Here is a 25,534-nt window from a genome sequence, read left to right on the forward strand (position 1 = left end):
CCACGCGACGGCGACGGTCCTGACCGCGACCCGTCCGATCGACGACCGTCACCGCGGCCCGTACCCCGATCGATCCGGGAGCGAACCGTCGGTGATCCGGGCGCCGTCCCGATGTGACAGATTTAAATATCCGTCCCGACCATCTCCCAATGCGAAGCACGCACCGGTAGTGTAGTGGTATCACGCAACCTTGCCATGGTTGCAACCCGAGTTCAAATCTCGGCCGGTGCATTTCTCGAACGTAGTGAGAGAAATCACCGAGTGATTTGAACGCTATCAGTCGCGCGCAGCGAACTGGCGAGCGAAGCGAGCCGTGAGCGAGCACGTCTGATTCTGAGTTCAAATCTCGGCCGGTGCACTCCCTTCGATCAGATGTTTCGTTGACTGACATCGACGACCGAGTACGGGGCGTCTCGCGGCCGTGTCCGCGCCGTTTCGGCGGCGTATGTTTCCGGAAAACGGACGGCTTAACCGTGAGAGTACACTCCGATCGGGTATATGGTCGAACTTCTTCTCGTCGTCGGCTTGGCGGTCACGGTGTTCGTCGGATACAACGTCGGCGGCTCGACGACGGGGCCGGCGTTCGGGCCCGCGGTCGGTGCCGGCGTCCTCTCGAAGGTCGGGGCCGCCGCGCTGATGTCGGTGTTCTTCTTCATCGGCGCGGGAACGCTCGGGCGACGCGTGGTCGACACGCTGGGACGGGAACTCGTCACGCGCGGCGGCGTCTTCACCCTCGAGACGAGCATCGTCGTGCTGTTCTTCATCGGCGGCGCGCTCTTCGTCGGAAACTACTACGGCGTTCCGGCGTCGACGTCGATGACGGCCGTGGGCGCGATAGCCGGGCTCGGCGTCGCGACCGGTAGCCTCGACTGGAGCGTGATGGGCGAGATCGCGGTCTGGTGGATCGTCGCGCCGATCATCGGCTTCTGGGTCTCGGGCGTCATCGGCCGCTACTTCTACCCGCGGATCAACCAGTGGGTGGCGATCGACACCACCGACGGACCGCTGCTGGAGTACGAGCGATCGGGGGCCGTTCCGCGGCCGACGCTCGGCCCGAACACGACCCGCCGGGAGGTCGGCGGCGCGGTCGTCGTCGTCGCCATCGGCTGTCTGATGGCGTTCTCCTCGGGGACTTCCAACATCGCGAACGCGATCGCGCCGCTCGTCGGTGCGGGAGTCGTCGACATGAACCCCATGATCCTCCTCGGGAGCGCGGCCGTGGCGGTCGGCGCGTTCACCATCGCGCGGCGCACCCTCGACACCCTCGGCAACGACATCACCGACCTCCCGCTCACCGCCGCGATCGTCGTCGCGGTCGTCTCCTCGGGGATCGTCGTCGGCCTCTCGGCCATCGGGATCCCCGCCTCGTTCGTCATCATCGCGACGATGTCGATCGTCGGGCTCGGCTGGGGTCGCGCGACCCGGACGGCCACCGTCGGCCAGGGGATCCGCGGCGAGGCGGAGACCAACGTCTCCGTCGGCGCGCTGAAGGCCGACGAACCCGGCGACGAACCGGAGGGCATCGGCGAGGAGGACCCCGCGGACATCCCGGCGGCGGCGGACCTGTTCAACCCGTCGACGACCGCCCGGATCGTGGTGTTACAGAACGTCGTCCCGCTGCTCTCGACGCTCGGCGCGCTCGTCGCGTTCGGGCTGTTGTTCCGGTTCGTTTGGTGAGACGGGGATCCGGGTCGCGGCGAGTCGCCCCCCTTACCGCCCGAACCGACGCTGTCTGTCCTGGAAGTCGAGGACGGCCCGCAGGTAGTCCCGCCGCCGGAAGTCACGCCAGTTCACGTCGGTGAAGTAGAGTTCGGCGTACACCGACTGCCAGATGGCGAAGTCGGAGAGCCGCTCCGCGCCGGTTTTGATCACCAGATCGGGTTCCGTCGGGAACACGAGACGGTCCGTGACGGCCGCTTCGTCGATCTCCTCGGGGCGCAACTCGCCGGCGTCTACGTCGGTCGCGATGTCGCGGACCGCGGCGGCGAACTCGGCTTTCCCGCCGAGGCCGACGTTCATTCGGATCGGGGCGTCAACCGATTCGGTGTCGTCCGGTCCGCGGACCGACATCCGTCGCGGTGCGTCCAGGTCCCGAAGCTCTCGAACGAGCGAGGGGACCACCGCCTCGTCCAGCACGGAGACGGAGACGGTCACCCGCTCGGCCCCGTAGTCGAACGCCCAGCCGAGCGCCGCGGCGAGGGTGTCGAACGCGCCGTCGGCGAGCAGGTCGCGCTCGGTGATGACGATCGCGACGTGCTCCGGGGGTTCCCCCTCGTGGAGCCGGTGGCGAACGCCGAGGTACGCGTCGTAGAGACCCACGGTCGTCGATCGCCCCGCGGGGTGTAAAAGCTCGCGGACGAGGGGTTTAATCGACCGTCGCCCCAAGGGCGCGTGATGATCGACAGCTACCGGGGGGTGTTCGGCGCGGTCCCGTACGCGATCCGCAACACCGACTCGTGGACGATGCGGGTCTACGGGGTTATCGGCGCGCTGGCGACCGCGGCCATCGCGCTCGTCGTCACGCTCGCGCTCGTCGTCTGGATGGCCGAGACTGCCGGCGTCCCGAGCGGGACGTACCTGTTCACGCGCTCGTTGTACGTCGTTCTCGGCTTCGCCGCGGTCGCCCCGCTTTTGGCCCCGCTGCTCTTCGTCGCCCGCCGACACCGTCGGGAGCTCCCCGTCGCGGCCGGCTACGACCGGAAGCTGGCGTACGCGGGATTTCTCTTCTTGGCCTCGCTGTACCTCGGACTGATCGTCACCGCGCCAGCGGACCTGCGCGACCCGACCGAGTCCGTGCTGCTGTCGGCGCTGTACGCGCTCCCGCGACCGGTCGGGGCGCTGTTTCCCGTCCTCGCCGCCGCGGTCGTGTTCTGGACGCACTACCGGCTCCGGGGCGACGTCGAGGACGGCTCGAAACCCGGAAATGGCTCGGCGACCTAGCACCGACGATGACCGACGAAAAGGAGGGAACGTTCCTCGTCACCCACGTCGAGGAGGACTCCGCGGTGCTGAAGGACGCTCACGACGGGCAGGTCCACACGCTGAGCTCGAATCCGGGGCTGGCGGTCGACGACGCCGTCGAGGCGACCGTCGCGCCCGACCCGCCGATGGAGGTCACCTATCGGGTGATCGAACTCGAGGAGCGGCGGTCGCTCTCGCTCGAACGGAGCGAGGAACCGCCGACGGTTCACGAACGCGAACTCGCGACCGACCTCGGGACGGGGGAGTTGACCCGCGAGCCGCGCGCCGGCATCGGCGAGATCCACGTGCTGTCTCCGCCCGAGGACGCGACCGAGGAGGCGGCCGACGACGTGCTCTCGGACCGAGAGGGAACGCTCTCGCGGGCCGCGCGGCTCGGCGTGAACCGCGTCGAGGTCAGGGCGGAGCCCGGCGTACTCAGCGTTCGGTATCTGCCCTGAACGCCCGATCGGTTCGCACTTCCGTTTTCGACGGACTCGAGAGATAAGAAGGCTTATTCGGGCTCACGGACGAACCCGTTTCATGACAGCGATCGAGGTACCGGAGGTCGATTACACCGAGTACTCGAACCGGCAGCTCGTGCTCGTGCCACTGGCGGTGCTCGCGCTCGCGGTGCTCGTCATCGGCGGGTGGTACGCCGTCACGGGCGCGCCGGCGACCCTCGGGTTGGAGTTCACCGGCGGCGTGGAGCTCCGAGTCGCCGATGACGCGGGCGGAGACGTCGAGGAACGGATCGAAACCGCGTTCGACCGCGAACCCGACTCGATCCGCTCGATCCCCGCCGACGACGTGTACGTCGTGACCTTCCGCGCGGCCGCCGACGACCCGGAGGGACTGGCGAGCGATCTGGAATCGCAGGCGGACGCGGCGGGGCTGTCGGTCGAGGCGATTGACCAGGTGTCGCCGAGCTTCGCGTCCGACACGGCGCGGACGACGATCTTCGGGCTCGCGCTCGCGTTCCTCGGAATGAGCGTGCTCGTCTTCGCGCTGTTCCGGACGTTCGTCCCCTCCATCGCGGTCGTCGCCTCCGCCTTCTCGGACCTCGTGATCCCCGTCGCCGCGATGAACCTCCTCGGCATCGAGATGACGCTCGGCATCGTCGCCGCCCTCCTCATGATCATCGGGTACAGCGTCGACTCGGACATCCTGTTGAACAACTCCGTGTTGCGCCGGACCGGCGAGTTCTACGAGTCGGTGAGCCGCGCGATGCGGACCGGGGTGACGATGACAGTCACCTCCATCGCCGCGATGCTCGTGATGGCGATCGTCGCGACGGTCTTCGGCGTCGGCCTCCTGCGTGACATCGGGATCATCCTCGCGATCGGGCTCTGTGCGGACCTGATGAACACGTACCTGCTGAACGTGGCGCTGTTGCGCTGGTACAAGTTCGAGGGGGTGAAACGCTGATGTTCGAGCCCATCAAGGAGAACTGGCGCGTGCTGCTCCTCGTCGTCGTCGTGCTCGGCGCGACGGTCGCGCTCTTCGCCCCGCAGTTCGCTCCCGAGACTGCGCCGGGCGAGTCCGCCGAGAACGCGACGCAGGGGATAACGAACCTCCAGTACGGCCTCGATCTGGCGGGCGGGACCCGCATCCGCGCGCCGCTCCTCGGCTACACCGCGACGGGCGTCGACTTCGCGGGCGAGACACCGACGCAGGTCGCGAGCGACGTCGCCGCCGAGCTGGAGGGCGTCTCGACCCGCGAGGTCGACGCGGTCCGCGACGACGAGGGGACCGGCTCCGACGGGGCCGGTGCCGTGGAGGTCACCGACACGTCGGTGAGCGAGAGCGAGTTCCGCGCGGCGATGGACGCCTCGGGGTATGCCTACGACACGATCCGAAGCGGCGTGACCCAGGAGACCCGCGACGCGGCGGTGGAGGTCATCCAGGGGAAGATCAACGAGGCGGGCCTCTCGGGCGGTAGCGTTCAGCAGGTCCAGTCGATCACCGGCGAGTACTTCATCCTCGTCGAGGTGCCCGGACAGGGCCGCCAGGACGTGATCGACCTCCTCGAGGAGCGCGGGACCGTCGAGATCGCCATCGCGTACCCCGACGCGGACGCGAGCGACGGCACCGCGAGAACCGACGGGATCCTCGCCCAGGACGACTTCGAGAACATCGGAACCGCGAGTAGGCGGGAGGCGGGGTCCGGCGCGTACGTACCGGTCTCGGTCGTCAACGAGGCCCCCGAGGGCCAGCGATCGCCGGCCGTCCAGTTCCAGGACGCGGTCGTCGAGTACGGCGTCGCGAGCGCTTCCGGCGGCGCGCGCTGTAACTACGACCTCGAGACGAACTCGCTCGGCGAGTCCAGCGACTCCTGTCTGTTGCTCGTCGTCGACGGTGAGGTCGTCAACGCGTTCGGGATGGACGACGGCCTCGCACGGAGCATGGCGAGCGGGGGCTGGGCCGACAGCGGGAACTTCCGGCTGACGACCACCTCCTTCGCCGACGCACAGACCATCTCGATCAACCTCCGGGCGGGCGCGCTTCCCGCCGAGCTGGACATCAGCGGGCAGGGGACCTCCTCGACGATCTCCGCGACGCAGGGGGAGAACTTCCGGCTCTACTCCGCGATCGCCGGGGTCTTCGCGGTGTTCGCGGTCGCGGGCGTGGTGTTCCTCCGCTACCGCGAGCCGAAGGTGGCGCTTCCGATGATCGTCACCGCACTGGCCGAGGTGTACGCGCTGCTCGGGTTCGCCGCGCTCGTCGGCTACCCGCTGGAACTCGCGGTGATCGCCGGCTTCATCGCCGTGGTCGGGACGGGCGTCGACGACCTCGTGATCATCGCCGACGAGGTGATGAGCGAGGGCGAGGTCAACTCCCGGACGGTGTTCGACTCGCGGTTCCGCCGGGCGTTCTGGGTGATCGGCGCGGCCGCGGCGACGACGATCGTCGCCATGTCGCCGCTGATGGTGTTGAGCCTCGGCGATCTCTCCGGGTTCGCGATCTTCACCATCCTCGGCGTGCTCATCGGCGTGTTGATCACGCGGCCCGCCTACGGCGACATCCTCCGGCGGCTGTTGACGGTCCGGTAGCGATCCGTCGCCGGTTCGCTCACGCGGTCCGTCGACCCGCGACGCTTAACCGCCGCGCGCCGGAACCCGACGGCATGCTCGTCGTCGTCTCGGACACCCACAGCACCGACGACCCGAAGCTCCGCGGTCGGACCCGCGAGGCGGTCGAAGCGGCCGAGGTCGTCGTCCACGCGGGCGACTTCTACCGCGAGCCCGTCCTCGACGCGTTCGAGCGGGCGAGTGACTCCCTCCGTGCCGTGTTCGGCAACAACGACGGAGCGGCGATCCGCGAGCGGCTCCCGGAGGTCCGCACCGTCGAGTTCGGCGGCGTCCGCCTCGCGGTGACGCACAGACACCGAAGCGGCGACACCGGCCTCGTCATGCTCGCTCGCGGCCGCGACGCCGACGCCGTCGTCTGCGGACACAGCCACCGTCCGCGCTTCGACGACTCGCCCGCGGTCCCGATCCTGAACCCGGGGAGCCACGCGCAGCCGCGGGGGAACCGCCCGGCCCACGCGGAACTCGAGCCGGCGGACGGCGGGCTCGACGGTCGGCTCGTCACGCCCGCCGGCGAGGTGTTCGAGCGGTTCCGGATCGAGACGTAGCGTCGGTCGCGTTCGAGAGGAAGAGCGCACGCGTCCGTCCCGCGTCTCGACGGAGGGGGATCGGTCGGACGCGGCGGGGACGGACGGCCGCGACTCCCCGCTTCGGCCGGTCGGATCGGCGGTCGTCGGGGGAACGACCGTCGTCCCAGAGGCGTCGACCGCCCGGACGACGGGGGATCGTCCGGGCGGACGGAGGGCGGACGTGTGCCTCGATCGCGAAGCGATTCCCGGGTACCGAGGTCGATCGGTACTCGGCGGAGGGCCGAAGCGGGGGTCGCACTTCGGTATCGTCCCGGTATCGTATTATAGGTGTTCGAGGCACAAAGACGCGTTTTAGTGACGGTCCGGATCGACGGCCCGTTCGCCGCGTTCGACCGATCTTCGGGTCGAAACGCCTAACTCGGTGCCGACGGTTACTTGTCGTATGATATCGGTCGAGCCGCTGTTCGTGCTCGTTCTCGCCGGTCTGCTCGGGTTGTTCTTCTTCGGCTTCCTTCTCGTCCGGCGCACCCTGATGGGGCTGCGTGAAGGCTACGAGGACGGGCAGCGATAGCGATGGTCGTCGTCACGACTCTCACGCTCCTCGTCGCCGGCGTCGCGAGCCTCTTCATGGCGTGGTCGATCGGAGCCGGCTCCTCCGGATCGACCCCGTTCGCCCCGGCCGTCGGGGCCAACGCCATCTCGGTGATGCGAGCCGGCCTCGTCGTCGGCGTCCTCGGCCTCTTCGGCGCGATCCTCCAAGGAGCGAACGTCACCGAGGCGGTCGGCACCGAGCTGATCGGCGGGGTCACGCTCACCGCCACCGCGGCCATCGTCGCGCTCGTCACCGCCGCGATCCTCGTCGCGATCGGCGTCTTCGCGGGATACCCGATCGCGACCGCGTTTACCGTCACCGGCGCGGTCGTCGGCGTGGGCCTCGCGATGGGCGGCGACCCCGCGTGGCCGAAGTACACCGAGATCCTCACGCTGTGGGTACTCACCCCGTTCGTCGGCGGCGGGATCGCCTACGGCGTCGCCCGGACCCTGATCGGCGACCGCCTCCCGGAGCGCGCGCTCACGGCGGCGCTGGCCGGCGTCGTCGGCGCGATCGTCGCCAACGTCGGGTTCGCGCTGCTCGGTCCCGACGGCGAGCAGGCGTCGATCGCCGAGGCGGTCTCCGTCGAACTCGGCGTCCCCGGCGGAGTCGGCGTCCTCGCCGCCACGGTCGCGATGGCCGCGCTCGTCGCGGCCGCGGTGTACGTCGACATCGGCCGGGACCGCGAGGGCGCACAGCGCCGCTTCCTGCTCGTGATGGGGGGGCTCGTGGCGTTCTCCGCCGGCGGGTCACAGGTCGGTCTCGCGATCGGGCCGCTCGTGCCGATCTTCTCCGAGGTGGGCGTGCCGCTGTGGGCGCTGCTGGTCGGCGGCGGCGTCGGCCTGCTCGCAGGGTCGTGGACCGGCGCGCCGCGGATGATCAAGGCGATCTCACAGGACTACGCCTCGATGGGGCCGCGGCGGTCGATCTCGGCGCTCATCCCGTCGTTCGCCATCGCGCAGACCGCGGTCGCGTTCGGAATCCCCGTCTCGTTCAACGAGATCATCGTCTCGGCGATCGTCGGCGCGGGATACGCCGCGGGCGACGCCGGCGTGAGCCGGTCGAAGATGGGGTACACCGTGCTCGCGTGGGTCGCGTCGCTCGCCGGGTCGCTGGCGCTCGGGTTCGGCGTCTACTCGGTCGTCCGGTTGGCGTTGTGATCGGTGGGGCGGGGCCTCCGATCGGCCGTCCGAAGCGGAAGGCGTGACTGCGGCGAACACCGTCAAAGCCCCAGCCGCTCGGCTATACTTGGTTGCTGTCGCGGCGAACACCGCCAAATCCCCAGCCGCGAGGACTCGCGCGGCTCGTTGCGCTCCTCGCTCAGTCGCTATCGCTCCTTCGCTGCGGTGCTTACTTCGCCGTGCTTCGTCCTCACGACTGCCCCTTTGAGTCCCACCCGACCGCACAGCCCCGCACCTCACGCCTCCCCAGCCTCGTCGACCGACCTTCGCTCCGCTCCGGCCGGTCGACTCCCTCGCGCGGACTCCTCGCACCCTTCGGGCGCTCGGAGGCGCGCGCCACCGCGTCTTGTTACCTCTCAGTCGCTCGGGTAGGTCGGCAGTCTCCCGGAGCGGGCGCTCCCCTCGACGAACGGGAGGTCGGTCCGGTTCGCGCTCGCTTCGGTGCCGTCGACGCGCACGGTGACCGACTCCGCGGCCGCGTCGAAGTCGACGAGCGCGAAGGCGATGGGTTCCTCGAGGGCGGGGCCGACGGCCGCGCGGGTCACCTCGCCGACCGCCGCGTCGCCCTCAAAGACGGCCGCGCCGGGGTCCGGGAGGCGCTCCGTGACGGCGTCGGGGTCCGCGTCGCCGTCGATCCCGGAGAGATCGTCGATCAGGCCGTCGAGGGCGAGCCCGACGAGCCGCCGACTGGGTCGACCCTGGTTCTCGACGCGGGAGACCACCTCCTGGCCGACGTAACACCCCTTCTCGAAGTCGAGAGCGTTGCGGATCCCGAGGACGTTCGGGACCGTCCCCTCGAGTTCGTGTTCGAAGAGGGGCGTACCGGCCTCCAAGCTGAGTGCGTCCCACGTCCGGTAGCCGAACGGGGCGGCGTTGAGCCCGCGGCTGAGGAGCGTGTCGAACACGTCGGGCGCGTCGGCGGCCGCACAGACGACCTCGTATCCCTCCTCGCCGAGCGGCGCGTCGGTCGCGATCACCGTGACGCCGGCGTCGACCATCGATCCCCGCACGAACGACAGCGGCTCCTCGGGGGCGCCCGGGCCGCCGAGCACCGAGGCGACCTTCTCGGTCGATTTGGGTCCGTGAACGCCGAACACGCCGAGATCCGCCGAGACGTCCTCGATATCGACGTCCTGAATGAACACCTTTCCAGACCAGTCCTCGAGGACGGGCTCGGCGCGCTCGGGAGGGACGAAGACGAGCAGTCGCTCGTCGGCGTTGTAGACGTACATGTCCGTCTCGATCCCGCCCTGCGGGTCACACAGCAGCGCGTAGACGCCGTGTCCGTCCTCGACGGGGACGCGGTTGCTGACGGCGTTGTCGACGAACTCCACGCGGTCCTCGCCCGTGACCGAGAGCACGCCGTACCCCATCTCGATCGCGCCGACGACGTTCCGGACGGCCTTCCCGACGCGGGCGGGCTTGCCGTAGTGGTCGACCACCTCTCTGCCGCCGCGGTCGCGATAGCGCGCGCCGTGATCCTCGTGGGCGTCGGAGACGAGCGTCATGGCTCCCTCCAATCGCGGCACGGCCAAAAGGTCGCGGTTCGCGGGTGCGGAGCCGTCGGACTCGAGGATCGCTCCCGACGGCTTACAGGCCGAGCCGCCTTCTGAGGGTCTCGAGGAGTCCGCCGGCCGGCTCCTCGTCGCCCGGATCGGGGTCCGGGACGACCCGGTCGTGTGGATAGACGCGGACGCGCTCACCGCTCTCGACGGTGATGAGGGAGTCCTCCTTCAGCGCGGAGAGCGCGTCCTCGACCGCGTCGATGTCGGCGTCGACGGCCGCCCGGAGCTCCAACACCGTCATCCCCTCGTCGCCGCGGTCGACCAACGCGTCGAGCAGCGCGACCTGGACGTCCGGCCGGTCGCGGTACTCCGACTTTGCGGCCATGTCCGGAACATGGACCGCGCGGGGTTTACCTCTACCGGCGGAACGGGACGAGACGGCTTGCCGGCGACGGTCGATTCACCGGACGAGCCGCGAGCAGGTCCCACAGAGGTTCTCCTCTTTCACGTCGACCTCGCGGACCGTGGGCGAAAAGGACATCACGCACTTGCTGTTGTCGCAGTGTTCCAGGCCCAGCGTGTGGCCGATCTCGTGGACGACTTCCTTGCGGACGCGGTCGGCGAACACGTCGATCGCGGGCTTCGTCGACACGCCGCCGTCGGAGGAGGTTCTAAGCCGGTGTGTCGAGATGACGGAGCCGCTGCCGTTGAGGTACGCCAGCCCGAACACGTAGTTCCGCCGGCGGTAGTAGAGGTCGCGCGGGGTGATCCCGATGTTCTTCTCGCCGCTGCCGACGCGACCCACGACCTCGATGAGGTCCTCCGCGCGGTACTGTCCTCGGCCGCCGTCGTAGGCGGTCTCCGGGACCGCCTGGTCGTCGTGGACCGTCACGTCACAGTCGTACACCGACCGCAACACGGCGGAGGCCTCCCGCTTCACTCGCGGGGAAACCTCCCCAACGGGCACGATGTCCACGAGCATGGAACGGCTTTTGACCGCCGCGGTCATAAACCCCCCGCCGTGACATCCCCCTCACGTCGTGCGCTCGTGACCGAACTCGACCGGTTCGACAGACTCCTCGAGGTCGGCTGCGGCGACCGCCTCGGCGTCGCGAGCGACCTCGCCGACCGCGGCCGCGACGTGGTCGCGATCGACGTCGCGGTCGACGACGATCCCGGCGGCGTGACGGACGAGCCGGCGGGCGAGAACCGGTCGGCGGACGAGGGTGAGGCCGCCGCCGACGGTTCGCTCCGCGTCCGCCGCGGCGACGTGGTCGCGCTCGCGGACGCGGCCGACCCCTCGTCGACGCTCGCGAGCGGGAACGCGGACGGGACCGGGATCGACGCGGTGTACGCTCGGCGCCTCCCGGCGGAGCTTCAACGCCCCACCGTCGATCTGGCGGCCCGCCTCGAGGCCGCCTGCCTGTTCACCACGCTCGGGTTCGAGGAGCCGATCGTCCCCGTGGAGCGCCGATCGATACCAGGAATGACGCTGTACGTCGCTCGTGACCGCTGATCCGCCCCCGTGCCGCGGATCGGACCCGCTTCCGTGGAACGAACCGCGGGAACCCGAACGTTCATTTCTCCGCCTGCCGGCGTACGGGTATGCAGGTCGACGCTGTCGTACTCGATATCGACGGGGTGTTGGTCGACGTCGCGGACTCCTACCGCCGAGCGATCATCGAGTCGGTCGACCGCGTCTGCGGCAAGACGATCGACCGCGAGGCGATCCAGTCGTTCAAGGACGCCGGCGGCTTCAACAACGACTGGGAGCTGACGTACGCGGCCGCCCTGTTCGTGTTGGCCCGCCGCGAGGGGCTCCGGATGGACGTCGAGGCGTTCACCGACCGGATCGCGGCCGACGAGGACGGCGGGGGCCTCGAGGCGGCCAAGCGCGTCGTCTCCGACCTCCCCAGCGTCGCGCAGGCGCGGGTCCGCGACCAGTGGGACACCGACCGCCTCCACGACGTGTTCCAGGCGCTGTATCTCGGCGAGGAGCTGTACCGCGAACTCGAGGGAGGCGACCCGCCGGTGTCGGCGACGGGCTACATCCACGACGAGCCGACTCTCGTCGAGCCGGCGACGATCGCGGACCTGACCGACCGCTTCGACGTCGGCGTGTTGACGGGACGGCCCGCCGCGGAGGCCGAGATCGCCTTAGAGCGCGTCGACCTCGACGTTCCCGAACGTCACCGATTCACGATGGACGACTGGGAGGAGGGGAAGCCGCACCCGCGGGCGCTCGTCGAACTCGCCGAGCGGTTCGACGCCGATCGGGTCGCGTTCGCGGGCGACACCCTCGACGACGTGCGGACCGCCCGGAACGCCGACCGTGAGGACGACTCGCGCGTCTACTATGCGATCGGCGTCCTGACGGGCGGACTGACCGGCGAGGCGGGGACGCGGGCGTTCACGGAGGACGGAGCCGATGCCGTTCTCGAGGACGTGAACGGACTGGTGGACCTGTTGGAATAGCGTCGCGATCGCGGCTCGCTACTCGTCGGCCGTGAGAATGGGCCTTGCCGGATTCGAACCGGCGATCAACTCGTTATGAGCGAGTCGCTTTAACCGGACTAAGCTAAAGGCCCTGATCGACGGGTAGCTCTTGTTCGCCCTTTAGCCTACCGGGTTCTCCTCGATCGAGGAGAGGACCGCATCGAAGAGATAGTCCTCGTACCAGTTGACGCGCTACGTGTTCCCGTTTCCGGCCGGTCTGTACCGGATCGTCATCTGCGTCTCACCGGCCTCCTCGATCGGAACCAAATACGTCTCCTCACGGGTCGGCGCGTAGACCGCGAAGTAATCTATCTTCCCGTCGTAGCCCTCCCGTTCGTATCCGGAACCCTTCGTTCGGACGCTCCGAGTCCGAAACCGCACCGCCCCGTCCGTGGTCGCCTCGAACGCCGTCTTCGCTTGGACACGGTAGAACGCACCGTCGATCTCGATCGCGAGGTCGTACGGCTCGTTGTCGTACGCCGGCGTGAGTACGGAAACGTCGCGGGCGATCAGTTCCGCTTTGACGATCGCCTCCGTCGCCTGTCCGCGCTTCTGCGGCTCTCCGAGTCGGTCGTACTGCTCGTAACGCGACATACGACGCTTCGGTCGTCATCGTACAAAACGCGTGTCACGATCGGAGACGCAAGAGGAAGCGCCGAAGCCAGGACTCGAACCTGGGACCGCCTCGTTAACAGCGAGGCGCTCTACCAACTGAGCTACTTCGGCTCGATTTCAGGTACTCGTGTGGTTTTGATAGGGCTTTCGTTTCCGCCCGACACGGGCCGGGAACCTCGTCCGCCCCTTACGACCGACACGCTTTCGGCCGGACCGCGAGAAGCCCGCGTATGGCCGACCTCGACGCGGTGCTGTCGCGCGTCCGCGAGCGCGTTCTTCCGGAGGCGGAGGAACGCGAGCGGCTGCGAACGGCGGCCGCCGACCTGACGGAGCGGACTCGAGCGGCGATCGCGGACCTTCCGGTCGAGGCCGACGTGGTCCAGGTGGGATCGACCGCGCGCGGGACGTGGGTCTCCGGTGACCGCGACGTCGACCTCTTCGTGCGGTTTCCGGCTGACATCGACCGCGAGGAGCTCGAGGAGTACGGGCTCGCGGTGGGTCACGCGGTCCTACCGGACGGCCACGAGGAGTACGCCGAACATCCCTACGTGAAGGGCGTTCACGACGGCTTCGACGTCGACCTGGTTCCCTGTCACGACGTCGCGGAGGCGGGCGATCTGATCTCCGCGGTCGACCGCACGCCCTTCCACGACGCGTACCTCACGGAGCGGCTCGACGACGACCTCGCCGCCGACGTGGTCCTCACGAAGGCGTTTCTCAAGGGAATCGGCGCGTACGGCAGCGACCTCCGGACCGAGGGCTTTTCGGGGTACCTCACCGAGTTGCTCGTCGCCGAGTTCGGCGGGTTCGTCCCGCTCGTCGAGTCGGCCCGGAGCTGGCACCCGCCGGTGGAGTTCGATCCCGAGGGGCACGCCGAACGGACCTTCGAGGACCCGCTCGTCGTCGTCGACCCGACGGACCCGACGCGCAACGTCGCGGCGGTGTTGTCGGCGGAGAACCTCGCGCGGTTCCAACACTACGCTCGAGACCTGCTCGCGAACCCTCGCGAAGGCCTGTTCGAACCTCGGGCGTTCGATCCGCTCGACGCGGGCGAGGTCCGCGACCACCTCGACAGGCGCGAGACGACGCCGGTCGCCGTCGTCTTCGACGCCCCGAACCTCGTCGACGACCAGCTGTGGCCCCAGCTCCGGCGGTCGCTCGACGGGACCGTCCGTGGACTGAACGAGCGCGGGTTCGACCCGCTCCGTGCTCGGGCGATGGTCGGAGACGACGGGGAACGGGCCGCCCTCTACGTCGAGGTCGAGACGGCGACTCGACCGGCGGTCGAACGCCACGAGGGGCCGCCGGTCGCCGTGCGGAAACACGCCGACCGCTTCTACGAATCGTACGCCGACGACGTCGATCCCGACACGTACGGACCGTTCATCGACGGGAACCGATACGTCGTCGAGCGCGAACGCGAATTCTCCGCGGTTCGCGGATACCTCGAGAGCGACGCGGCAGGCGACATCGCACTCGGCGCGCAGATCGAGCCGGCGTTCGCGGACCGCGACGTGCTCGTCGGCGACGCCGTGGCGACGCTCGCCGACCGGTTCGGAAGGGACCTCCGGGAGTTCTACGAGCCGCACCCGTGAGGCCGGGCGAACCGGCCTGAGATCGGGTAGAACCGATCGAGTCGGCGGTGCGGTCGGATCGGGTTCAGTCGGATCGGGTTCGGTCGATTCAGGCGCGGCCGAGGACGCGAGTCAGGTAGTAGAGCCCGAGCAAGACGAGGACGACCACGACGCCGACCGCCGAGAACAGCACGGCGACGCGGGGGAACGCCATCCAGAGCGCGATGTAAAACGAGAACCCGAACGCGAGGAGCACCGCGACCACGACGCCGCGAGTGGGGTTCTGGACGGCCGCGACGAACACCCGCTGTGGCAACGAGAGGTCCGCGAAGTCCACGTCGGCGACGTCGCTCGGGGCGTCCGTTCCGCTCGGGTCGGTGACGCCGGATCCGCCGTCCTCCCTCGGCGATCCCGTCGATCCGTCGGCGTCGTCGTTCACGTCGTCGCGTACGGTCTCGCCCGTCCTGTACCTGTCGCTCCGCCCGCGGTCACGTGATCGCGACGACGACCGCCGACCCGACGAGGACGGCGCCGATCGCGGCGAGCAGAACGCCGAATGCGAATCCGATGGCGACGTTCCGATCGTCGCTTTCGGCCGTCGTGACCGCCTCGACCGCGAACGACGAGAACGTCGTGAACGCGCCACAGAACCCGACGCCGAGCGTCAGCGCGACGACGGAGTCGAAGGGTGCGGCGAGCACGGCTCCGAGCGCGAGGCTCCCGAGGGTGTTGACGGCGACGAGCGAGCGACGGCCCGAGATAGCGAGGCCGATCAGGTGTCGACACGTCGCGCCCGCCGCGCCGCCGAGGCCGACGGCGAGCGCTCCGACGAGCGGACCCGTCGCCGTCACCGTCGCCTCCCGACGGCGAGCCCCGCCAGCGCGGCCGCGAACCCGAGACCGTAGCTCGCGGCGACATAGGCCGTCCCGCCCGTCGTACCGAGCGCGACCGCGTCGGTCGCGAACGTGCTGTACGTCGTGAACGAGGAGATCACGCCGGTGCCGACGAGGAGTCGCGTCCGCGGACCGACCGCACGCGTGACGAGGAAGCCGAGCGCGAACGAGCCGACGACGTTCACGAGGAGCGTGCTGATCCCGGTCGCGTCGCCGACGGCGACGTCGACGCCGTACCGCGCCAGCGCGCCGACGAACCCGCCGAGCGCCACGAGGCCGATCCCGGGAACCGTCCGTTCCATGGCCGTTCCTCCGGACGGATCGTGTTGTGCGTTCCGATGCTCACCGGCCGCGGCTCCGTTCGGCTCGCGTCGGCTGCTCTGCTCGTTCCGTCGATCGCCCCGTTCGCGCCGCCTCCGTGTCGCTGGCGCGCGGATTCTCGCCGCCGTGTGGCGTTCGGCGCTCCCGCACGCGGACCGCGTGGGCCGTCTCGCTCGCGTCGTCGACGACGAGCGCCTCGCCGACGCCGGTCGGCAGCCGGGCGGCGAGGTCGCCGGAGAGGTACGTCGCCTCCGCCGCCGCCAGCGCGTCCACGTCGGGTCCGGCCGTGAGCCGGTGTGCCACGAGGAGGTCGGACTGCGAGACGGCGACGGCAGGCAGCGCGCTCGGACGCTGGGTCGCACAGACGATCGACACGCCCGGTGCGCGTCCCCGCGTCAGAAGCGTCCGGAGCGCCGGGTCGGCGACGCCGTCGAAGAAGGCGTGCGCCTCGTCGACGAGCAGCCAGGGGAGCCGGTCGACGGTCCCGTTCACTCGCGCGTCGTACAGGCCGCGGGCGACCGCTCGGACGACCGCCCCGGCGGCGGACTCGGGTACGCCCGACAGGTCGAGCACCGTCGGGTCGCCGCTCGCGGCGAAGGAAGTGACCGGCGGGGCTGCCGCGTCGAAGACGCCCCAGGACTCCGCCAGCCGGAGGTGGTTCCGAACCGCCCGGCGCGTCCGGTCGGGGGCGTCGGTCTCCGAGACGGCCCACCGGAGCGACTCGATCGACGGGGAATCGCCGTCGTTTCCCGCCGTTTCGACCGCGTCGGCGACGACCCGCCACAGCAGGCTTCCGGGGCCGTCCGTGGGGTCGAGTCCCACGAGGTCGGGCCAAACCGAGGCCGGAACCTCGGCCGGTCGGATGACGGGCTCGACGACGCGTCCGCCGATCTCGGTCAGCCCGTCGAAGACGCCCATCGGGTCGACGACGACCGGAGCCACTCCGGTCGCGTCCGCGAGCTCCTCCGCGATGACGCCGAGCGTGTACGACTTCCCGGTGCCGCGCTTCCCGAAGACCACCGCCGCGTGCGGGGAGTCGGCGTCGATCCCGACGGCCGCTCCGTCGCTGCCGTCCCGCGCCAGAAAAGTGCCGAGACGGACCATCGCCGGCGGTCGGTCTTCCCCGTCACTCGCCCCGTCTCCGCCGTCATCCCGTCCGAGAACGTTCATGCGCGGGATCGTGCGGCATCGAATAAAAGCCGTCACGCGGCGGCGAGAGTGGGTGATCGCGTGGTTCCGACCCCGTCCGATCGTTTATATACTAATCCGCGGCCACCGGTCGTATGCTCGACTCGAAGTCGGACACGTCGGACTCGAAGGCCCGTGTAGGATCGTTTCTCGACGACCGCCGCGCGATCGAGGGGCTGCCCGTCAGACTGGTGATCGCCCTCGTCGTCGGCGTCGCGAGCCTCAGCGTGATGATGGGGATGATCGGCGACATCGACGGGCTGTCGTCGACGGAGGTCGACGCGCAACCCCAGCCGGAGGTGACGACGCCGGGATCACAGACGCTCGACGTCGCCGTCGTCGACCCCGACGGCAACCGCGTCTCGGACGCGACGGTGATCGTCCGCGGCGGCTCGGCGCGACTGGACGGGCTCGCCACCGCGAAGTCCGGTCCGGACGGGATAGCCAGCGTCGACGTGTCGCCGAAGCTCGGAGCGAACCAGCTCGACGGGACGCTCTCGATCGACGTCAAACCGCCCGCGGGAAGCGATTTCGTCGACGAACGCGGCAACACCGAGGTGCTCGTCGTCGCCGAGTAGACCGACCGCCGCGGAGCGGGGGCGTATCCGTCGGTATCGCCGGGATCAGGGCCGGTCGTCCCAATCGATCCACTCCTGCTCCCAGCCGGTTCTCGCGAAGTATCCCTGCTCGGCGAACTCGGCGTCCTCGCGGCGCGTCCGGTTCCGTTCGACGCCGGCCTGCTCGCCGTCGACGAGCATCGGACGGAGCCGCGCGGGGCCCGCCTCCTCGACGGTTCGGAAGCCGTCGGGGGCGGGATCGTCGTCCCCGTCCGCGTCGCCGTCGGTACGGTCGGCACGATCGTCACGGTCGGCCGGCTCGACGGCGACGATCGTCTGATCGCCGGCTCCGCGCGGGTACACGATCCGCCCGTGGTCGTCGAGCTGCTCGCGGAGCGCTCGGGGCGGCGTCACGACGGCCGCCTCGACGAGGATCCGGTCGTACGGGGCGTACTCCGGAAGTCCCCCCGCACCGTCGCGGCGGTCGACGAGGACGGCACCGTAGCCGGCGTCCGCGAGGTTCGACCGGGCGAGGTGAACGGCACGTCGATCGATGTCGATCGCGTGAACGTGGCGCGCGCCGACGATCTCGGCGAGCGCGGCGCTCGTGTAGCCGATCCCGCCTCCGACGACGAGTACGTCGTCCTCCTCCTCGGCGTCCACCGCGGTAAGCATCCGCGCGACGGTCGCCGGCGCGAGCGCCCGCGTTCCGGCCTCCTCGCTCGCGTCGTTCGCGTACGGGGCGTCGTCCACGAACGCCTCGCGGGGGACCGTCTGGAGCGCCGACAGCACCGACGCGCCGAGGGGCTCGCCGAGCTGGTGTTCGAGCCCCTCGATCATGTCGACCCGAAGCGCCGATTCGTCCATGTCCGCTCTCGGCGGTCCGCGGTCTAAAACCGCACGCTCCGCGCGGGGCGACCTGACGGGCGGGGTCCGCGACTCACCGCATCGGAACGAATCGCACCGCGCCGTGGTCCTCGTGGTCGACGCCGCCGTCGTCACGGACGGTCAGCCGGACGAGCCGCTGGCTCGTGCCGGAGCGGCCGCTGGCGACGCGCCCGAGAAGTCCGCCCGCGTCGCCGTCGGTCTCCACGGGCGCGACGACGTGGCCGCCGGGCCGCGTCCGATCGACGATCTCCCGGGGAACGCCGCCCGGAGCGGCACAGGTGAGGTAGGCGGCGTCGAACGGGTCACACTCCGCGAAGGCGGTCCGTCCGTCTCCGGCCCGAACGGTCACGTCGTAGCCCAGCCGGTCCAGTCGCTCGCGGGCGGCGTCGGCGAGCTCCGAGACGTACTCGACGCTGTAGACGTTTCCGGGGCCGACGATCTCGGCGACGACCGCGGCGTGATAGCCACAGCCCGTGCCGACCTCGAACACCCGGTCCCCCGAGGAGACCTCGAGGAGGTCGACCATGACCGCCACCATGTGCGGCGCGCTTATCGTCTGGCCGTGGCCGATCGGCAGCGGTCGATCCGCGTACGCGTGCGATCGGTCCTTCTCCGGAACGAACTCGTGGCGGGGGACGGCGGCGATCGCCGACAGGGTCCGCTCGCTCGCGTCGGTCCGTCGCCGGAGGTGCTCGACGAGCCGTCGGCGCTCCGCGGCGTGATCGACGTCGCCCATGCTACGAAGTATCACTCCCCTCGTGGAGAACCTATCGGCGTGAAGGGGGTTCGATCGGACCGTTTCGGAGCGTTCCGGACCCGTTCGACGAGGGGGTGATCCGGTACGTCGGGCGTGCTTGTAGGACGGGTGTTTCGTAAGTGATCGAGGTGAGAAGAAGGGAACAGTTGCTGGGGCGGTGAACACCGCCAAAGCCCCAGTCGCGAGGCGCTTCGCGCCTCTGGCAGCCGGCGGCGGAGCCGCCGGCGACTGCCCCTTTGAGTCCCACCCCGCCCCGCACAGCACCGCGACCGCACCTCACGCCTCTCCAGCCTCGCTGCTCGCGCTTTCCAAGCGCTCGCAGCGTCCCTCGCGTTCCGGTCGCGGGCCGGCGGCCCGCTCCCGGGCGCGCCACCGCAGACGATCAGTCACTTCTTCGCCCTGTACTGAGCGATACACCGGATCGTTCGGCGGGGTCCGGACGCCGTTCCGTGCCACCCGCCGTTCGCGGACGGGTCGCTATTCGACGTCGATCCGGTGACCGTCCTCGCGGTCGTCCCGCCTACTTGGCAGGGTGACGGTGAGGACGCCGTTCCGGTACGTCGCCTCCGCATCCTGCGCTTCCACGCCGGCCGGGAGATCGATCGTCCGGGTCACCGACTCGTGACGCCGCTCGCGACGGAGGTACCGGTGCCCACCCTCGCCGTCTCCCATCTCGTCGTCTCCCGTCTCCCGCTCCGCATCGCGCTCGGCGCGGATCGTGAGTCGATCGTCGTCGACGCGGACGTCGATGTCCTCGCGGTCGTATCCGGGCAGGTCCGCCATCACGACGATCTCGTCGTCGTATTCGGCCACGTCGACGTCGGCGGTCCGGAGGCCGCGGCCCCCGCTCAGTCCCTCGCCGAAGGGGCTTCGTCCGAAGAACTGCTCTATCTCCTCGAAGGGGTTGGATCCGTTCATGACTGTTCGTCCCTATAGAGGCTCGCTGAGATATTAAACTGAGATAGACGGTTGCTAACTTCCGCCGTGCCACGCGGCGATCCCGATCGAACCCGGCCGGAGTCCCGCGATCAGTTCACGTCGATCCGATGGCCGCTCCCGCCGTCGGCGGACCGCTTCGGCAGCGTGACCGTCAACACGCCGGCGTCGTACGCGGCGCTCGCCGCGTCCGGCTCGACCGCTGCCGGCAACGGGACCCGCCGGGAGACCGACCCGTGACGTCGCTCGCGGAGGTGGTAGCGTTCCCCGTCGACCGGGTCGTCCGGATCGTTCGCGCTGCTCGCGTCGCCCGCGTCGCCGCTCGGCGTCGCCCCCACGGTGAGCGTCTCGTCTCTGAGTTCCACGCTGATCTCCTCCTCGTCGAACCCCGGCAGATCGGCGAGCACGGTCACCGCCTCCTCGCCGTCGATCACGTCGACGTCGACGCTCGAGTCGGTCGGCACGTCGAGGCCCGAGCCGATCTTCTCGAGTTCGCGGTCCATGCGCTCGAACAGCTCCTCGATCTCGCGGAGGGGATCGCGTCGGGTCATACGGGTCAGGATTCGATCCGGATCGACTTGAACGTGTGGGCGGCCGGGGGAGGGAGGAACCCGACCCGTCGCTCTCAGAGGAACGGCCGCCAGTAGTACGGGCTGACGAACCCCTCGATGAGCGCGGCGACCGCGAGGAAGACGCCGATCCCGACGGTCACCCAGAACGCGTTCTCGACGGCGTCCGCGAACCCGACGCGGCTCAGCCGGCCCCGAAACGCGCGCCAGGCGACGACGCCCAGCCGGACACCGAGCGCGCCCGAGACGACGATCGCCGGGATCTCGAAGATTCCGTGCGGGACCACGAACGCGACGAGCGCGGGGAGATTCTCCTCCAGCGCGGCGACCGCACCGAGCGCGATCCCGTTGAACGCGATCGACGAGAGCGCCGGGAGGACGAGCGCGACGCCGCCGAACGCCGTGGCGATCGTCACCGTCCAGTTGTTCCCGAAGAACTGGAGGGCCGCGGCCGGCGGGAGGTGTCCGACGAGCCGCGCCTCGATCGAGGTAGGGACGGTCCCGACGAACGGCTCGGCCAGCGTCCAGCCCGCGACGCCGCCCGCGACGCCGACGGCGGCGACGAGGAGGTGGGTGCCGGGCGTCCGCCGGGCGAACGCGAGCGTCTCGCTCACGCCGCGGCGGACCCCGCCGGTGACCTGCGCGCGGACGCCCGCCTCCGGCGGGTCGACGGGGTCGACCGCGCCCCGGTGGTCGCCGTAGAGGACGGTCTTGAGGAGGTCCAACGCCGGCGCGGCGACGACCGCGCTGGCGAGCGCGACGACCGCGCCGCCGCCGAGGAACGCCAGCGCGGACGCGGCCGAGGAGATCGCGACGACGACGCCGACGGCGACGACGAGGTAGGCGATGGCGTCGACCGGGTTCGCGCGGACGAACCCGCCCGCCCCCTCGACCGCCTCGACCACGCCCGCGTCGTCGACGACGATCGCCGCGGGGGCGAACGCGAAGACGATCCGCACGAGGAGCAGCCCGATCCCACCGAGAACGAACGCGACGAGCCCGACGAGCGCGCCGACCAGCGGCCCGCCGGCGACCGACGCGACGCCCACGGCGACCCCCGCGAGCAGGATCACGCCGAGCCACAACAGCGTCTCCGCGACGTAGAGGCCGAGGAACGTGAGCCAGCGGCCGCGGACGCCGGCGATCCCCGCGGTCAGCCCCCGTTCTCCCCGCAGCCGGGCGATCACGGCGCTCATCTGGCCCGCGGAGACGGCCGAATACGCGAGGACCGCGAGGAGGACGGCGACGATGCTCCCGACGGCGACGAGCGCGACCGCGGTCGGCGAGACGAGCGGCTCGAGGGCGGGCGCGATCTCCTCGGCCCAGCGCTGGACCGCCTCCGGGTCCTCCACGTCCGGCGGCGTCAGGTCGGTTCCCGCGAGCGCGTCGCCGGCGGCGGCGAGCCGTCCGGTGAGTTCGGCGTGGAGGTACGCGCCCGCGAGCGCGACGAGGAGGGCGGTGCGGGCGATCACGGGGACGGCCGTCCCGAGGAAGTAGAACGGGAGCAGGTCCGCCGGTCGCCGTCGGAGGGTCGAAACGGTGGCCGTGACGGCCGTCGACAGGTCCATACCTCCGGGTTCGGCCGTGTGACACTTAAGAGCGTATGCCGTCGTTCCTCACTTGTCGGGGTACTTCGGCTCCCGGCGCTCGGCCCGCTCGGTCGCGCGCTCGATCACCTCCCGGACGGTGTCGTCTCCCTCGCTCGCCCGGTAGACGTCGCCGTGGCCGGGGTACATCGCCTCGACCGTGTCGGGGAGGCGCTCGAGGAGGTCGTGGAGGCTCTCGATCAGGCGCTCGCGCGACTGCCCCGCCATGTCGGTCCGGCCGAAGGAGCCGTCGTCGAACGCGCCGTCGTTGTAGACGACGACGTCGCCGGTGTAGACGCGTTCCTCGCCCACGAGCGAGACGTGGTCGTCGGCGTGACCGGGCGTCTCCACCACCGTACACGGCTCGCTCCCGACGAGCACCTCGTCGCCGTCGCGCAGCGCCACGTCCCGGCGCGGGTGGTCGGCGGCCGCCAGCAGCCGGGGCTCGAACCGGTCGAGAACCGCGTCGAGCTCGCCCACGTGGTCGTGGTGCTGGTGGGTGAGCACGACGCGGTCCAGGTCGTCGACGTGCTCGGCGACGACGTCCGCGACCCCCGGCATCGTCCCGGCGTCGACGAGGGTGGTCGCCTCGCCGGGGATCAGGTACGCGTTACAGGTGAACTCCTCGGCGTCGGCGGTGACGGTGATGGGCTCCATACACGCCCTACCCGTCCCGCCGGACAAAAACGTGTGCGACGGCGGCGCGGTCGCGAGCCGACGACGAAACCGCCCGACTACTGATCCGCCACGGGATTTATACGCTACGGTCCACTACTCACGGGTACACATGGGCTTCGGAAGCTACGACGAATCCGAACAGGAGAACCAGGACCTGGATGCGGACTTCGACGACGACGACGGCGTCCGAGCGGCCCAGGAAACCCACGACGGGTCCGTCGAGTACGAGCCCGGCGCGTCGAACGACGAACTGCTCGACCGGCTCAAGGAGATCAAATCCGAGGAGACGTGACGTATCGTGAGACGTTCTCGGACCCGTGAGTGAGCCGCCGAGCCGCACCCTCGGCGTCGCCTTCTCCGACGGCGACCGCGTGAGCCGCGTCGCCGGCGCGATTCTCAGAGCCGACGGCGCCCTCGACGGGTTGGCCTACGGCGCATGTACCGTCGGCGGCACCGACGCCACCGACGCGGTCGTCGATCTCGCGACCGACCTCGATCGGGCGGACGTTCGCCACGTCTGCGTCGCCGGCGTCGCGCCCGCGTGGTTCAACCTCCTCGACCTGCGGCGGATCCGCGAGGAGCTCGACCGCCCCGTCTCCGCGGTGAGCTACGAGGCGAGTACCGGCCTCGAACCCGCGCTCCGCGAGGCGTTCGGCGGCGGCGACAGCGACAGCGACGGCAACGTCGACGACGACCTCGCCGAGCGGCTGGCCGTCTACCGGTCGCTGCCGCCCCGCCGCCGGGTCGTACTCGAGGGATCGAACCCGGCGGACCCGCTCTTCGTTCGCGCGGTCGGCGTCGCGGACGACCGCGCGGCCGCGATCGTGCGGTCGCTCGTCCGCGAGGGGTTCCGCCGGCCAGAGCCGCTCCGGGTCGCGTCGATCGCGGCGAGCGCCCACCGGGAGGCGGTTCCGGACACCTCCTTACCCTGAGTTCGGCGCGACCTCGACGGTCTCGCGGTGCCACCCCGTCGACCCCCCCGGCCGGGGCCCCGTCCGCTCCTCGGTCTGGACCGTCCCGTCGCGCCGCACCGCGCGGACGACGACGTCGAACGCGGTTTCGTCGGGCGCGTCGAACGCGTACCGCCAGCGCCGCCACGCGTGGGGGGCGACCTGCGGCTCCAGCTCCCCCCCGTTCCACGTCTCCCCGCCGTCGACGCTGACCTCGACGCTCGCCAGCTCCTCGAGACCGGTCTCCAACCCGCCGAAGGCGACCCCGCCGACGACGACCCGGTCGCCGTCGCGGACGCCGGTCCGAACGTACGACATCGTGTTCGCGACCGCCTCCTCGTCCCAGCCGCGCTCCTCCCAGTAGGCCTCGTGGTCGACGCCGGAGACCTCGATCCGCTCTATCCACTTCGTCATCTTCATCCCGTATCGCCCGGGGACGAGCAATCGCGCCGGGAACCCGTGTTCGGTCTCCAGCGTCCGGTCGCCCATCCCGTAGGCGATCAGAATGTCGTCGCGCTCGACGATCTCCATCGGGATCGCCTCGCTGTAGCCGTCGGCGGCGTACGTGACCACGTCGACCGCGCCCTCGGCCGGCCCCGCCGCCGCGACGAGGTCGGACAGTTGGACCCCCGTCCAGTGGGCCGTCCCGATCAGGTCGCCGCCCACCTCGTTGGAGATACACACCATGGTCGTCGTCTGCTCGAGGCTCTCCTCGTGGCCCACCAGGTCGTCGTACGCGAGCGAGTACGGCTCCGCGACCGCGCCGTCGACGTCCAGACTCCACGCCCCGGGATCGATCACCGGCGGGTTCACGTTGACGTCGACGACGTAGTGGTCCGACGGCGACGTGACTGTGGGTGGCATCCCGCCGAAGTCGAACGCGGGGTCCCCGCTCGGCGGCGACACCGACCGCTCGAGCGACTCGCCGACCCGCTCGCTCTCCTCCGGACCGCCGAGGCGACCGAACAGGAACCGGAGCCCCGCGAGCGGGACGCTCCCCGCGACCGCGAGGCCGCCGACGCGCCGGAGGAATCCCCGCCGACCACGCAGCCGGTCGGTCCCTCGGACCCGACGGGCGACGAGCGCGGGCGGCGCGACGGCGACGGCGACGGCGACCCCGAGCGCGAGGGAGACCCCCGCGCCGACGGCGAGAAACAGCGGGAGGGTCGCGGCGACGCCGACCGCCGCGACCGCGGTGCCGGTCCGTGAGCGGAGCGCGTTCGGGATCGACCGGTTCCCCGTCCGCTCGCCCGCTCGTCGTCCCGCCCGATCGGCCGCGACGGGGAGGAGGACCCCGCCGGCGGCGGCCGCGACGACGACGCCGGCGACCAGGGCGGCGACGAGCGTCGGCGTCGCGTAGAAGCCGAGCAGGTCGATCGCGAGCGTCGACAGCCAGCCGGGCGAGAGCGCGATCGCCCGTTCGGCGACGGGCTCGATCCCGAACCCGCCGACGAGGGGCGCGGCCGCGAACAGCCCGGCGACCCACGCCGCGCCGACGACGCCCCCGCCCAGCGCCCGACGGAGGGCCGTCTCGCGGTCCACCGCGTCGGGTTCGGTGGAGTCGCTCCCGTTCCTGCCTCCGCCTCCGTTCCCGCCTCCGCCTCCGTTTCGATCGGCGGCGGCGTTCATCCGTCACCGGCGGCGGTCCCGCGTCGTTCGCCCGCCGTCGCT

General features: G+C 70.5%; 30 protein-coding genes and 3 tRNA genes. 15 read left to right on the forward strand and 18 right to left on the reverse strand.

What is annotated here, in order from left to right; genetic code table 11:
• Positions 1 to 160 precede the first annotated feature (160 nt).
• Together FN829_RS02100 and FN829_RS02105 are read left to right on the forward strand one after the other, a co-directional pair.
• A tRNA-Gly gene (locus FN829_RS02100) sits at positions 161 to 231 on the forward strand.
• Between the two features lie 267 nt (positions 232 to 498).
• A complete protein-coding gene (locus FN829_RS02105) occupies positions 499 to 1,677 on the forward strand; it encodes an inorganic phosphate transporter (protein ID WP_142985340.1) in 1,179 nt (392 codons plus the stop codon).
• Between the two features lie 33 nt (positions 1,678 to 1,710).
• Here FN829_RS02105 and FN829_RS02110 read toward each other — a convergent pair whose 3' ends face one another.
• Positions 1,711 to 2,319, reverse strand: coding sequence for an undecaprenyl diphosphate synthase family protein (locus FN829_RS02110; protein ID WP_142985341.1), 609 nt, complete (start codon positions 2,317 to 2,319; stop codon positions 1,711 to 1,713).
• A gap of 75 nt (positions 2,320 to 2,394) precedes the next feature.
• Here FN829_RS02110 and FN829_RS02115 point away from each other — a divergent pair, with 75 nt between their 5' ends.
• The 7 genes from FN829_RS02115 (at position 2,395) to FN829_RS02140 (ending at position 8,329) form a co-directional block, all read left to right on the forward strand.
• A complete protein-coding gene (locus tag FN829_RS02115) occupies positions 2,395 to 2,940 on the forward strand; it encodes a hypothetical protein (protein WP_142985342.1) in 546 nt (181 codons plus the stop codon).
• Between the two features lie 8 nt (positions 2,941 to 2,948).
• Positions 2,949 to 3,419: a DUF5812 family protein gene (locus tag FN829_RS02120; protein ID WP_142985343.1), complete on the forward strand. Its 471-nt coding sequence runs from the start codon at positions 2,949 to 2,951 to the stop codon at positions 3,417 to 3,419.
• Between the two features lie 82 nt (positions 3,420 to 3,501).
• Entirely contained in the window at positions 3,502 to 4,386 is an 885-nt protein-coding gene (gene secF, locus FN829_RS02125; RefSeq protein WP_142985344.1) for a protein translocase subunit SecF, read from the forward strand.
• Complete coding sequence (locus FN829_RS02130; RefSeq protein WP_142985345.1) at positions 4,386 to 6,011, forward strand: preprotein translocase subunit SecD; 1,626 nt, start codon at positions 4,386 to 4,388, stop codon at positions 6,009 to 6,011. Before secF ends, FN829_RS02130 begins: the two co-directional genes overlap by 1 nt.
• Before the next feature lie 74 nt (positions 6,012 to 6,085).
• Positions 6,086 to 6,595 carry a metallophosphoesterase gene (locus FN829_RS02135; RefSeq protein WP_142985346.1) on the forward strand — a complete coding sequence of 170 codons (510 nt, stop codon included), beginning with the start codon at positions 6,086 to 6,088 and terminating at the stop codon, positions 6,593 to 6,595.
• A 424-nt stretch (positions 6,596 to 7,019) separates the two neighbouring features.
• The gene (locus tag FN829_RS16340; RefSeq protein ID WP_281286017.1) at positions 7,020 to 7,148 is read left to right on the forward strand and encodes a DUF7859 family protein; all 129 of its coding nucleotides are present in this window, start codon (positions 7,020 to 7,022) and stop codon (positions 7,146 to 7,148) included.
• A 2-nt stretch (positions 7,149 to 7,150) separates the two neighbouring features.
• Positions 7,151 to 8,329, forward strand: coding sequence for an inorganic phosphate transporter (locus tag FN829_RS02140; RefSeq protein ID WP_142985347.1), 1,179 nt, complete (start codon positions 7,151 to 7,153; stop codon positions 8,327 to 8,329).
• Positions 8,330 to 8,706: 377 nt separating this feature from the next.
• Here FN829_RS02140 and ygfZ read toward each other — a convergent pair whose 3' ends face one another.
• The 3 genes from ygfZ to FN829_RS02155 all read right to left on the reverse strand — a co-directional run bounded on the left by ygfZ (position 8,707) and on the right by FN829_RS02155 (position 10,837).
• Entirely contained in the window at positions 8,707 to 9,858 is a 1,152-nt protein-coding gene (gene ygfZ / locus FN829_RS02145) for a CAF17-like 4Fe-4S cluster assembly/insertion protein YgfZ (protein ID WP_142985348.1), read from the reverse strand.
• An 82-nt stretch (positions 9,859 to 9,940) separates the two neighbouring features.
• A complete protein-coding gene (locus FN829_RS02150) occupies positions 9,941 to 10,240 on the reverse strand; it encodes a DUF6432 family protein (protein ID WP_142985349.1) in 300 nt (99 codons plus the stop codon).
• 75 nt (positions 10,241 to 10,315) lie between these two features.
• On the reverse strand, positions 10,316 to 10,837 hold the full coding sequence (locus tag FN829_RS02155) for an archaemetzincin family Zn-dependent metalloprotease (RefSeq protein WP_142985350.1): 522 nt from the start codon (positions 10,835 to 10,837) through the stop codon (positions 10,316 to 10,318).
• A gap of 39 nt (positions 10,838 to 10,876) precedes the next feature.
• On the opposite strand from FN829_RS02155, the gene FN829_RS02160 reads away from it, so the two are divergent.
• A complete protein-coding gene (locus FN829_RS02160) occupies positions 10,877 to 11,371 on the forward strand; it encodes a UPF0146 family protein (RefSeq protein ID WP_142985351.1) in 495 nt (164 codons plus the stop codon).
• Positions 11,372 to 11,460: 89 nt separating this feature from the next.
• Entirely contained in the window at positions 11,461 to 12,330 is an 870-nt protein-coding gene (locus FN829_RS02165; protein ID WP_142985352.1) for a TIGR01548 family HAD-type hydrolase, read from the forward strand.
• Between the two features lie 38 nt (positions 12,331 to 12,368).
• Here FN829_RS02165 and FN829_RS02170 read toward each other — a convergent pair.
• The 3 genes from FN829_RS02170 to FN829_RS02180 form a co-directional block, all read right to left on the reverse strand.
• Positions 12,369 to 12,443: transfer RNA gene (locus tag FN829_RS02170), tRNA-Ile, on the reverse strand.
• Between the two features lie 100 nt (positions 12,444 to 12,543).
• The gene (locus FN829_RS02175) at positions 12,544 to 12,945 is read right to left on the reverse strand and encodes a group I intron-associated PD-(D/E)XK endonuclease (RefSeq protein WP_142985353.1); all 402 of its coding nucleotides are present in this window, start codon (positions 12,943 to 12,945) and stop codon (positions 12,544 to 12,546) included.
• A 59-nt stretch (positions 12,946 to 13,004) separates the two neighbouring features.
• Positions 13,005 to 13,077: transfer RNA gene (locus FN829_RS02180), tRNA-Asn, on the reverse strand.
• A gap of 119 nt (positions 13,078 to 13,196) precedes the next feature.
• On the opposite strand from FN829_RS02180, the gene cca reads away from it, so the two are divergent.
• Positions 13,197 to 14,561 (forward strand): CCA tRNA nucleotidyltransferase, encoded by a 1,365-nt coding sequence (cca, locus tag FN829_RS02185; protein ID WP_142985354.1) that lies wholly within the window; start codon positions 13,197 to 13,199, stop codon positions 14,559 to 14,561.
• 88 nt (positions 14,562 to 14,649) lie between these two features.
• Here cca and FN829_RS02190 read toward each other — a convergent pair whose 3' ends face one another.
• The 4 genes from FN829_RS02190 to FN829_RS02205 are packed head-to-tail and all read right to left on the reverse strand — an operon-like array spanning position 14,650 to position 16,924.
• Positions 14,650 to 14,979 carry a hypothetical protein gene (locus tag FN829_RS02190; protein WP_142985355.1) on the reverse strand — a complete coding sequence of 110 codons (330 nt, stop codon included), beginning with the start codon at positions 14,977 to 14,979 and terminating at the stop codon, positions 14,650 to 14,652.
• Between the two features lie 49 nt (positions 14,980 to 15,028).
• Positions 15,029 to 15,391: a fluoride efflux transporter FluC gene (locus FN829_RS02195; protein WP_142985356.1), complete on the reverse strand. Its 363-nt coding sequence runs from the start codon at positions 15,389 to 15,391 to the stop codon at positions 15,029 to 15,031.
• Positions 15,388 to 15,735 (reverse strand): fluoride efflux transporter FluC, encoded by a 348-nt coding sequence (locus tag FN829_RS02200; RefSeq protein WP_142985357.1) that lies wholly within the window; start codon positions 15,733 to 15,735, stop codon positions 15,388 to 15,390. Before FN829_RS02200 ends, FN829_RS02195 begins: the two co-directional genes overlap by 4 nt.
• 40 nt (positions 15,736 to 15,775) lie before the next feature.
• Positions 15,776 to 16,924: an ATP-binding protein gene (locus FN829_RS02205; RefSeq protein WP_142985358.1), complete on the reverse strand. Its 1,149-nt coding sequence runs from the start codon at positions 16,922 to 16,924 to the stop codon at positions 15,776 to 15,778.
• A gap of 113 nt (positions 16,925 to 17,037) precedes the next feature.
• Between FN829_RS02205 and FN829_RS02210 the strand changes: the two genes are divergently transcribed.
• Positions 17,038 to 17,520 (forward strand): DUF7382 domain-containing protein, encoded by a 483-nt coding sequence (locus FN829_RS02210; protein ID WP_142985359.1) that lies wholly within the window; start codon positions 17,038 to 17,040, stop codon positions 17,518 to 17,520.
• A 45-nt stretch (positions 17,521 to 17,565) separates the two neighbouring features.
• On the opposite strand, the gene FN829_RS02215 is transcribed toward FN829_RS02210, so the two are convergent.
• From FN829_RS02215 to FN829_RS02240, 6 genes are all read right to left on the reverse strand, one after another.
• Positions 17,566 to 18,366, reverse strand: coding sequence for a protein-L-isoaspartate O-methyltransferase family protein (locus FN829_RS02215; protein ID WP_142985360.1), 801 nt, complete (start codon positions 18,364 to 18,366; stop codon positions 17,566 to 17,568).
• Between the two features lie 73 nt (positions 18,367 to 18,439).
• Entirely contained in the window at positions 18,440 to 19,123 is a 684-nt protein-coding gene (gene pcm / locus FN829_RS02220; RefSeq protein ID WP_142985361.1) for a protein-L-isoaspartate O-methyltransferase, read from the reverse strand.
• A gap of 498 nt (positions 19,124 to 19,621) precedes the next feature.
• Positions 19,622 to 20,062 carry an Hsp20/alpha crystallin family protein gene (locus tag FN829_RS02225; RefSeq protein WP_142985362.1) on the reverse strand — a complete coding sequence of 147 codons (441 nt, stop codon included), beginning with the start codon at positions 20,060 to 20,062 and terminating at the stop codon, positions 19,622 to 19,624.
• A 110-nt stretch (positions 20,063 to 20,172) separates the two neighbouring features.
• Positions 20,173 to 20,631: an Hsp20/alpha crystallin family protein gene (locus FN829_RS02230; RefSeq protein WP_142985363.1), complete on the reverse strand. Its 459-nt coding sequence runs from the start codon at positions 20,629 to 20,631 to the stop codon at positions 20,173 to 20,175.
• Between the two features lie 74 nt (positions 20,632 to 20,705).
• Positions 20,706 to 22,217: a stage II sporulation protein M gene (locus tag FN829_RS02235; protein WP_142985364.1), complete on the reverse strand. Its 1,512-nt coding sequence runs from the start codon at positions 22,215 to 22,217 to the stop codon at positions 20,706 to 20,708.
• A 48-nt stretch (positions 22,218 to 22,265) separates the two neighbouring features.
• Positions 22,266 to 22,892 carry an MBL fold metallo-hydrolase gene (locus FN829_RS02240; RefSeq protein ID WP_142985365.1) on the reverse strand — a complete coding sequence of 209 codons (627 nt, stop codon included), beginning with the start codon at positions 22,890 to 22,892 and terminating at the stop codon, positions 22,266 to 22,268.
• Positions 22,893 to 23,022: 130 nt separating this feature from the next.
• On the opposite strand from FN829_RS02240, the gene FN829_RS02245 reads away from it, so the two are divergent.
• Complete coding sequence (locus FN829_RS02245) at positions 23,023 to 23,205, forward strand: DUF5786 family protein (RefSeq protein ID WP_142985366.1); 183 nt, start codon at positions 23,023 to 23,025, stop codon at positions 23,203 to 23,205.
• Positions 23,206 to 23,230: 25 nt separating this feature from the next.
• Positions 23,231 to 23,845: an endonuclease dU gene (locus tag FN829_RS02250; protein ID WP_142985367.1), complete on the forward strand. Its 615-nt coding sequence runs from the start codon at positions 23,231 to 23,233 to the stop codon at positions 23,843 to 23,845.
• Here the strand turns inward: FN829_RS02250 and FN829_RS02255 are convergent.
• Positions 23,837 to 25,492, reverse strand: a complete 1,656-nt coding sequence (locus FN829_RS02255; RefSeq protein ID WP_142985368.1) for a molybdopterin-dependent oxidoreductase — start codon at positions 25,490 to 25,492, stop codon at positions 23,837 to 23,839. The genes FN829_RS02250 and FN829_RS02255 overlap by 9 nt on opposite strands.
• Positions 25,493 to 25,534 lie beyond the last annotated feature (42 nt).

Source organism: Halorubrum cibi, assembly GCF_900182635.1.
GTDB lineage: Archaea > Halobacteriota > Halobacteria > Halobacteriales > Haloferacaceae > Halorubrum > Halorubrum cibi.